Here is a 7,087-nt window from a genome sequence, read left to right on the forward strand (position 1 = left end):
AATGACATGGGCCGACTTCTGGGCACTGATAGCCACCCTGGACGGCGAAGCAACCCAAGAGAGCTGCCAGCGCCTCGCCGAGGAGCTGAGCCGCCGTTCCGTCCCCGACATCATCGGCTTCGCGGAACGTCACGCCGAGGCCCTCTACCGTCTGGACCAGGAGAAGTTCGGCACCCTCCCCGTGGCCGACCTGACAGCCCGAGACGGCAGCCCGTTCCCGCAGTCGTCAGACGTGTTCCTGTACACACGCTGCGCCGTGGTAGCCGCGGGCCAAACCGTGTGGGAGAGCGTCTTCTTCGACGTCGACAAGTTCGCCCCGTACACCTCCGCCGAGTACGACGGCGAATGGCTGCTGTACGTACCGGACAAGGCGTACGAGCTGGCCACCGGTAAGGAGTGGGACCGCTCGACCCGGTACTGCTTCGAGAGCTACTCCAACCGGGACGGCTGGCCGCACCTACGGGGCTGAACCGGACCACCGCTTGATGGGGATCTCGTAGACGATCTCGCACAGGGCGGCGGGTACGACGATGTCCGCCGTCTCAACGGGCCGCCCCTCGTCGCTGTAGTACGTCCGCCGAACGTGCGTGACGAGCGCGGCCTTCTGGATGCCAAGGAGTGACGCTTCCTCGGCGGTCGCCTGCCGCGGCTCGGGCTGCTCGACCGCGTGGCTGACCGTGACGCCAATCTCGGCCATTCGGTTCACGACGCCGGCCCCGGCGTGAGGCCCACCCTCGGGAAGGACGACGAGGGTCCCGCCGGTGAGGTCGTACGGCTCCCAGCTCGTCGACAACTGCGCGGGCCGCCCGTCGGCAAGGAACTCGTACACGGTCCGGACGCACAGCTCGCCCTCACCGATCCCAAGCCGCGCAGCGATCTCCGCCGGCGCAGGCACCTTGGCATCGGTCCGGCTCTCCCAGCCACCGTTCCTTCCCACAGCCTTCATGTCGGCCCGGAACGGAGATCCGTCGGGCTGCTCGCGCGCCGCAGAGCGAACCATCCGCACACGCTGCCGGGGCTCGGCCACTTACGTACCTGACCCGGCCCGCCCCTCCAACACGCCCTGGGAGATCAGGAGCTCCTGCGCGCGGCGGACCACGTTCTCGCCCACTCCACACTCCTGGCCGATCTGTGCGCGGGAGGGCAGCCGGTCTCCGGGCGTCCACTCGTGCTCTGCGATCCGCCGCCGGAGTTCGTCGGCGATACGGAGATAGGGCGGCTGCTCAGACATATGGAAAATCTAGTCCACTAGCCTTAATCTAGTTAACTAGCTTCACCCAACGTGATCGGTGACGGAGGCTGTCCTGTGCCTGCTCCAGAAGTAAGCGCGGAGGCTTTCGCCGCCCGGTTGTCAGCCGTGGGGCTCTCCACCCGCGTGCAGGAGCACACCAGACACACGTCGATCGAAGCGGAGGTACCGGATTCCCTCCCCGCCGAGACATGGCGGGAGGTCCTGGCAGTAGTGGCGAAGGCAGACCGCTTCGGACTGTTAGCCACCAGCCTGGGCGGCCGCACCCTGTGGGCCGTCGTACGCAAAGCGGTCCCCGCGACGGGCGATGTCCGGGGACCTGGCCATCAGCGATAGGAGCTGATCAGCATGCTCAACCGTATCCGCCGCGCCGTAGCGCGCACCAGGGAGCGGTACCCCCGAAAGCCGCACCACCGCGCCCCGTTAACGCCCGCCAGCCCTACCGTCGCCGAATGGCCGACGCTGCCGTTGAGGCAGCTCCGGGGCCGTACGGACTTGCTTCCGGGTGAGGAGACCGCCCTCGTCCGCCCGTACGTATTGGCAGTCGAGGAACTCTTCGCCTGCACCTGCCTCTCGCCGGCGGAGGCCCACTGATGCCGCAGACGAAGCCCGCCCCGTACCGATCGACATCGTGCCGGATCGGCACGCACCATGAGTGCGCGCACTCGTCCCCGGCAACTGCCCCGATCGACATCCCCGTGGTCTACGAGACATGCGCCTGCACCTGCCACGCACCGACCGCCTCGACCACTCCCACCGCGGCAGCCTCATGAAGACCTGGACTCCGAGCGGTGCGATGGCCGCACCTGTCGAGATCACCTCGACCAACGTGCAGCGCGGCGACGTGATCCAGATCGGCGGCCAGCCGTGCCGAGTGACCGACCTCTTCCAACTTCCGCGAGGCGCCAAGCGCCTCCTCTTCGAGTCGGGCGAACTGCTGACCATCCACCCCCGAACCCGACTCGTCGCCGTCCGAATGTTCAGAAGGTGGTGATGGAACCCGTGCCGTCACTCCGCCACACCATCGCCGACGATCTACGAACCCAGATCGCCACCGGCCGCCTCAAGCCCGGCGAACGCCAACCTCAGCTCTCCGCGCGCTACAAGGTCAGCACGGCGACGCTGCGCAACGCCCTCGCGCTCCTCCAGGCCGAGGGCCTGATCGAGAAGATCCACGGCAAAGGCAACTTCGTCCGCCGACTCCTGCGCAGACTCACGTACGAGGGAGGCGTCCTCACCCCCACCCTTCCAACCGTTCACGTCACGGTCCGCACCGCCCAACTCCATGCCCGAGGAACAGTGAGCGCCCTACTGAACGTCCCCTCGCGCACCCCGCTGACCGAATACCTCTGCCTCAGCCATGAGGGGGAGTCGCCACACAGCCTGGCCCGCATGTACGTCCCTCGCGACCTGGCGCGGGCCGAGGTGTCGTGCCACTGGCCCAAGCCGGCGGAACTCCGACCCCGACTCGCGGAGATCCGAGAAAGGGTCAGCGCCCGCCTCCCAACCCCAGAGGAAGCCTCAACCCTCCGGATCAGCTCGGCTTTGGCTGTCCTTGCGATCACCCGCGTATCTGCCGACACCGCAGGCCGCGTGGTCGAGGCGGCCCTCCTGGTCTTCCCCGGCGACCGCCCCGAAGCACTCTTCACCACCCATCTCACGACCGAAGACAGGAAGGCCGAGGGATGACGCCTAACAACGAGCTGCGCCTCCTCCCATGGACAGGCCCCGACGGCAAGCCCTGCTACCTAAGCACCGACGACAACGGCAGCTACCTGTCCCGCCTTGCCGACAACACCGAGGCGATCCAACTCGGCCTGGCGGCCGACCTCGTGGCGCTCGCGCAGGAAGCCCTCGGCGCGGAGGAGATCGAGCCGGAAGAACTTCGACGCCTGACAGCGGACCTGGAGGATGCCCTCAAAGACGTGCTCCGCGTAGCAACAAGCCGCGGCCATCGCCTGCCAGCTCCGAACATCAGTACTCGTGAAGGCAACGAAGGCCCAAGGTTGCCGGCGGCAGCCTTCGGCTAGCGCTGATGAGCACAGAAGGGCAGAGGGGCCCGGACACAGTCCGAGGCCCCTCTGTGTTGCGGCGCTTGCGCACTCGGCTCCGGAGGCCCCGTGCGTCTCACGCATTAGACCTGGTCAGGGGCGGGCGATGACTTTCGCGCGCCGCCGCCGTCCACGAATAGGCCGCGAGTCGAAGAGGCGCCTACTCCAGCAGGATTTCTTCCGGGCGCCGGTTCGTGACCGCGGTCTCTCGCACAGGTCGGTATGTTTACGCTAAGTGAGGAGTCGTGGCACTTATACCATCAGACCGGCTCAGGCCCGCCGTGTCTCAGGCAGAGGCTTGACGCACCCTGCCGCAAGCGTTCGGGTGCGCCCATCTTGGCGTATTGAGGCCCAGCCTCTAGCGTCATTGTCAGAGGCGCCTGCTTCAGTTGGCCTCCGAACACCACGAGGGAGCACCCCATGACGACCATGATCCGCACGACGCGTGCGGAGCTCGAAGCTCAACGGGAACGCCTGCTCGCAGAGGTGCATATGACCTTCGAAGAGCTTCGTGATCGGGTCGAGAGCTACAGCCTGAGCAGCGACGAGCTCGACGTCTGGCACACCATTGAGGGCATCGACTACCTTCTCAACGGTGAGTGCTGAGGAAGCTACGCTCGATGACAAGGCGGCTGAGTTCGCCGACACGCTGACAGACCTTACGCGGGGAGTGCTCGGTCAAGACTCCCCGCGGTTCTCTGCCCTGAACGTCGGCAATCGCATCAGAGTTGCACCTCTGGCTGCGGACGTCCGAAGCAAGCGTATTCCCATCAAGATCGATGGAGTGAGGTGCCTCAACCTGCACGTTCAGCACTTCTGCTGCTGGGATGGCCCGAACATGTACCTCGCCGCCGATCGTGCTGACGTGCACGTCTTCTTCGAAGGCGTACAAGATCCGCTGCTGCGCTTCGAGTACCTGCGGCACTCGAAGAACCCCCCAGGGGCCCACCTCCAGGTGCACGCTCACCGGGACGAGATGGCCTACCTTCTCCGCTTGGCCGAAAAGAAGAAGGGCAGGCCAGTGGCGATGATGCGCAAGGGGAAGCTGCCTCGCCTGTCGGAGATGCATCTGCCAGTTGGCGGCCATCGGCTCAGGCCAGCGCTCGAAGACGTGCTGCTGCTGCTCGTCCGTGAGTTCGCCATCGATGTCGAGGATGACTGGGAAGCGGTCCTTGATCGGCACCTTCGGAAGTGGCGGATACTCCAACTCAAGTCAGCGGTTCGTGACGCTCACGAGTCCGCAGCAGAGACGCTGCGAGAGATGGGCTACTCGGTCGAGCCACCCAAGGAGATGGAGCCTCAGCGGGTGGAGTCTCGGCTCTACTGGCCCTGACCTTCCCGGGGCTGTCGGTGGCCGGCGCCACCGGTGGGCCCACCTGCTCGACCCTGCGGTACAGCAGCCGTACCGCAACCCCGGCAAACGCCGGCGTCCGATATATCCCTCCCGGGGTTAGAGCTACGGATCAGAAGGCACCGTGGCTCTCGGGTGGTGGAGGGATCCCGGCGGGGTAGCCATGGAACGGCATTTCCTGGAGAAGTTGTTGGCCGGGGACGACGAGGTGTCCGTGGCTGCTCTGGCTGCCCTCCGCAGCGGCGCCACCTACCGCGTGTGGGAGAGGACGCATCCCGCAGAGCGGCATGCCGGGGTCTTTGCACTCCGACTTCGGCGCATGAGGCTGCACGGAGTCGAACCTCTTGGGCTGGAACGAATGGTGAGGCTCCTCCGCGAGCATGGCCGGCCGGTGCGCGGAGGGCTGATCGATTCTGCCGATCAGAAATGGACCTTCCTGATCTACTTCACTGAAGACGGCAGCGCGCTGGTGGCCTGCGCCTGCCGTTCCCCGTGACTCCCAGCTCGTTGTGGTACGGGGAGCATCTGATCCGTAGCTCTAGCCGGATCGGTCAGTGACGTTCATACCGGTCGCTCCATGGCCCCTCGGGGGCGCTACCGGCCGAGGACGGTTGCTGTGGGCCGAGCCGGGTAGGCGCAGCCGTCGAGGTCAACTGGCGACATAGCGGCTCGCCTGAAGCCGGGCCACCTCCACCTCAAGGTTGGAAGAGATCTTTTTCAGCACGTGAGGCGCGTAGGCAATGACATCGTCGAACGTAGAGTCGATAGATACCGGCTCACCGCGACCGCCGTGATACTTGTTGAGATGATTCGCGATTACTCGGCGATCTTCAACCGGTAGAGCTCGAAAAGGATCGCGTGCCTGGTGGTCGTGGGCATTCGACAGATGAATGAACCTGCACCCAAAATCGTACACATTCCGAGCCCAACCATGCAGACTCTCCGCGTGGTCGACCATGTCGCGATCTGAGACGATCTTCAATTTTCCGTTGGCGGTCGCGATTCTCCAACGCTCGCCGGAGACGGACGATGCGACGAGCTGTGTGCGGACTGAGATTGGCTGCGTGAGCAGAAGATGACCCGGACCATCGAATCAAGCTCCTGCCGCAAAATGCCAACGGCGATGGACCGCCAGCCACGCTGCGCCGCGACAGACATGACCTCTTGGTGCTCGCGTGACCGCTCGTGGATCTGCCTGCAGAAGACGTCGAGATCTTGAACGGATGCTGTGTCCACGGCGAGATACTAGCGGTGAACGGACTGGGCCGCTCTTCACAGCCGGGCCACCCTGGGCGGTTGGATCGGCTCTCCTCCGTGCCCTGTCAACGGCCTGGAGTGCTGCTGGCAACTGACCCCCTCGCGCGAAATACTGGCGGGACGGTTACTGAGGTCTGCTGGGCTGGTCAGTCGCATCTTGGGGTTCGGTGGCGGCCAACTGCGGTCAACGCGGTTGCTGTACTTCGCTGCTGTACCGCAGGATCCGAGTGGAGGTGACCGTGGAACGCGACGCGCTCATTCAACTGCTCGCTGACGGTGTTGAGGCTACGACCGCGGCTCGTGCCGCATTGCTGGACGGTGGTGCCTTCGTGGTCTGGGACGGGTCGCCCTCTGCTGAATCGCTCGCCGAGATCTACGGGCGTCGGCTTCGGCACACTCGCCGGATCGGCCTGGAGACGCTGGACCTGGAGCGGGCAGTATAGCTACTCCGCCGGCGCGACGAACCCGTTCGTCTTGGCCGCGTTGATGCTTCCGACGGATCGTGGATCTTCATGCTCTTCCTCGAGCAGGACGGTCGGTCCCTCATCGCGTGCACCGGCGTTAGGCGGCGTAGAGAGACCACTGCTTTGTAAGCCTGGCGCCCCCGCAGACACATCCTCACTGGCCACTGGCTGCCCGGGATGCTGAGGCCAGGGACGGTCATCCACGCCGTGACGCGCCTCGATTGACCGTCATTGACCGCTCGATCTGGCACGGCTGTGGCACGCGACCTCTTCGTCCCGAACTACCGGCGGGGCGGTCGCTGAGGTCTGCTCGACTGCTCAGCCGGGGTGACTGGGGCCGATGCCGGTCGGATGCGGTCGCGCTGGTTGCTGTACTTCGCTGCTGTACTGCAACGGCTCTGAAGGCCCTACGTCTATGCTGGTCAGCTTGCGTTACTGTGCCCGTGGGGGCGATGGGTTCAACGAATAGACCGTGTTGGTGCGCCGCTCCTTTCGTCACGCCTAGGTGCTGTTTTCGACCCGGGGTGCACCTACGTGGCACTTGCTCACCCGGGTCGCTACGCACCCTCGCGCCTGCGCCACTCAGCACGGCCGATTACTCGCTCTAGAGCCCTTTGAGTGTCACCACTGTCGGGGTGGTTGGCGCCCAGTACCCGGGTGCGGTCGGCGAGGACGGCCCGGTACTCCGCCTCGGCCGCCTCCAGGTCCCCGCGGC

At 65.5% G+C, this 7,087-nt stretch carries 10 protein-coding genes and 1 pseudogene; 9 read left to right on the forward strand and 2 right to left on the reverse strand.

The genetic code is table 11. The annotated features are described in order from the left end of the window. Position 1: 1 nt before the first annotated feature. A complete protein-coding gene (locus tag ACFU5O_RS01655; protein WP_384235019.1) occupies positions 2-469 on the forward strand; it encodes a DUF4240 domain-containing protein in 468 nt (155 codons plus the stop codon). Here ACFU5O_RS01655 and ACFU5O_RS01660 read toward each other — a convergent pair. After that, positions 458-1,231, reverse strand: a pseudogene (locus ACFU5O_RS01660) (GntR family transcriptional regulator). The gene ACFU5O_RS01655 and the pseudogene ACFU5O_RS01660 overlap by 12 nt on opposite strands. A 75-nt stretch (positions 1,232-1,306) precedes the next feature. Here ACFU5O_RS01660 and ACFU5O_RS01665 point away from each other — a divergent pair. The 7 genes from ACFU5O_RS01665 to ACFU5O_RS01695 all read left to right on the forward strand — a co-directional run bounded on the left by ACFU5O_RS01665 (position 1,307) and on the right by ACFU5O_RS01695 (position 5,147). Further along, positions 1,307-1,585 (forward strand): hypothetical protein, encoded by a 279-nt coding sequence (locus ACFU5O_RS01665; RefSeq protein WP_384235022.1) that lies wholly within the window; start codon positions 1,307-1,309, stop codon positions 1,583-1,585. 433 nt (positions 1,586-2,018) lie between these two features. After that, entirely contained in the window at positions 2,019-2,243 is a 225-nt protein-coding gene (locus ACFU5O_RS01670) for a hypothetical protein (protein WP_384236359.1), read from the forward strand. After that, a complete protein-coding gene (locus ACFU5O_RS01675; protein WP_384236360.1) occupies positions 2,243-2,938 on the forward strand; it encodes a GntR family transcriptional regulator in 696 nt (231 codons plus the stop codon). Before ACFU5O_RS01670 ends, ACFU5O_RS01675 begins: the two co-directional genes overlap by 1 nt. After that, positions 2,935-3,279 (forward strand): hypothetical protein, encoded by a 345-nt coding sequence (locus tag ACFU5O_RS01680; protein WP_384235024.1) that lies wholly within the window; start codon positions 2,935-2,937, stop codon positions 3,277-3,279. Before ACFU5O_RS01675 ends, ACFU5O_RS01680 begins: the two co-directional genes overlap by 4 nt. 441 nt (positions 3,280-3,720) lie before the next feature. Next, positions 3,721-3,906, forward strand: coding sequence for a hypothetical protein (locus tag ACFU5O_RS01685; protein WP_381738455.1), 186 nt, complete (start codon positions 3,721-3,723; stop codon positions 3,904-3,906). Next, the gene (locus ACFU5O_RS01690; RefSeq protein WP_384235027.1) at positions 3,896-4,633 is read left to right on the forward strand and encodes a hypothetical protein; all 738 of its coding nucleotides are present in this window, start codon (positions 3,896-3,898) and stop codon (positions 4,631-4,633) included. Before ACFU5O_RS01685 ends, ACFU5O_RS01690 begins: the two co-directional genes overlap by 11 nt. A gap of 181 nt (positions 4,634-4,814) precedes the next feature. Then, a complete protein-coding gene (locus tag ACFU5O_RS01695; RefSeq protein ID WP_384235029.1) occupies positions 4,815-5,147 on the forward strand; it encodes a hypothetical protein in 333 nt (110 codons plus the stop codon). A gap of 153 nt (positions 5,148-5,300) precedes the next feature. On the opposite strand, the gene ACFU5O_RS01700 is transcribed toward ACFU5O_RS01695, so the two are convergent. Beyond that, positions 5,301-5,609 carry a hypothetical protein gene (locus ACFU5O_RS01700; RefSeq protein ID WP_384235031.1) on the reverse strand — a complete coding sequence of 103 codons (309 nt, stop codon included), beginning with the start codon at positions 5,607-5,609 and terminating at the stop codon, positions 5,301-5,303. A 538-nt stretch (positions 5,610-6,147) separates the two neighbouring features. Between ACFU5O_RS01700 and ACFU5O_RS01705 the strand changes: the two genes are divergently transcribed. Further along, entirely contained in the window at positions 6,148-6,351 is a 204-nt protein-coding gene (locus ACFU5O_RS01705; RefSeq protein WP_384235034.1) for a hypothetical protein, read from the forward strand. Positions 6,352-7,087 lie beyond the last annotated feature (736 nt).

Source organism: Streptomyces sp. NPDC057445 (assembly GCF_042802855.1).
Taxonomy (GTDB): Bacteria; Actinomycetota; Actinomycetes; order Streptomycetales; family Streptomycetaceae; genus Streptomyces.

Coding starts and splice junctions, on each gene's coding strand:
- ACFU5O_RS01700 (WP_384235031.1), bottom strand. CDS start 5,609: ATGGTCGACCACGCGGAGAGTCTGCATGGTTGGGCTCGGAATGTGTAC.
- ACFU5O_RS01675 (WP_384236360.1), top strand. CDS start 2,243: ATGGAACCCGTGCCGTCACTCCGCCACACCATCGCCGACGATCTACGA.
- ACFU5O_RS01680 (WP_384235024.1), top strand. CDS start 2,935: ATGACGCCTAACAACGAGCTGCGCCTCCTCCCATGGACAGGCCCCGAC.
- ACFU5O_RS01670 (WP_384236359.1), top strand. CDS start 2,019: ATGAAGACCTGGACTCCGAGCGGTGCGATGGCCGCACCTGTCGAGATC.
- ACFU5O_RS01695 (WP_384235029.1), top strand. CDS start 4,815: ATGGAACGGCATTTCCTGGAGAAGTTGTTGGCCGGGGACGACGAGGTG.
- ACFU5O_RS01655 (WP_384235019.1), top strand. CDS start 2: ATGACATGGGCCGACTTCTGGGCACTGATAGCCACCCTGGACGGCGAA.
- ACFU5O_RS01685 (WP_381738455.1), top strand. CDS start 3,721: ATGACGACCATGATCCGCACGACGCGTGCGGAGCTCGAAGCTCAACGG.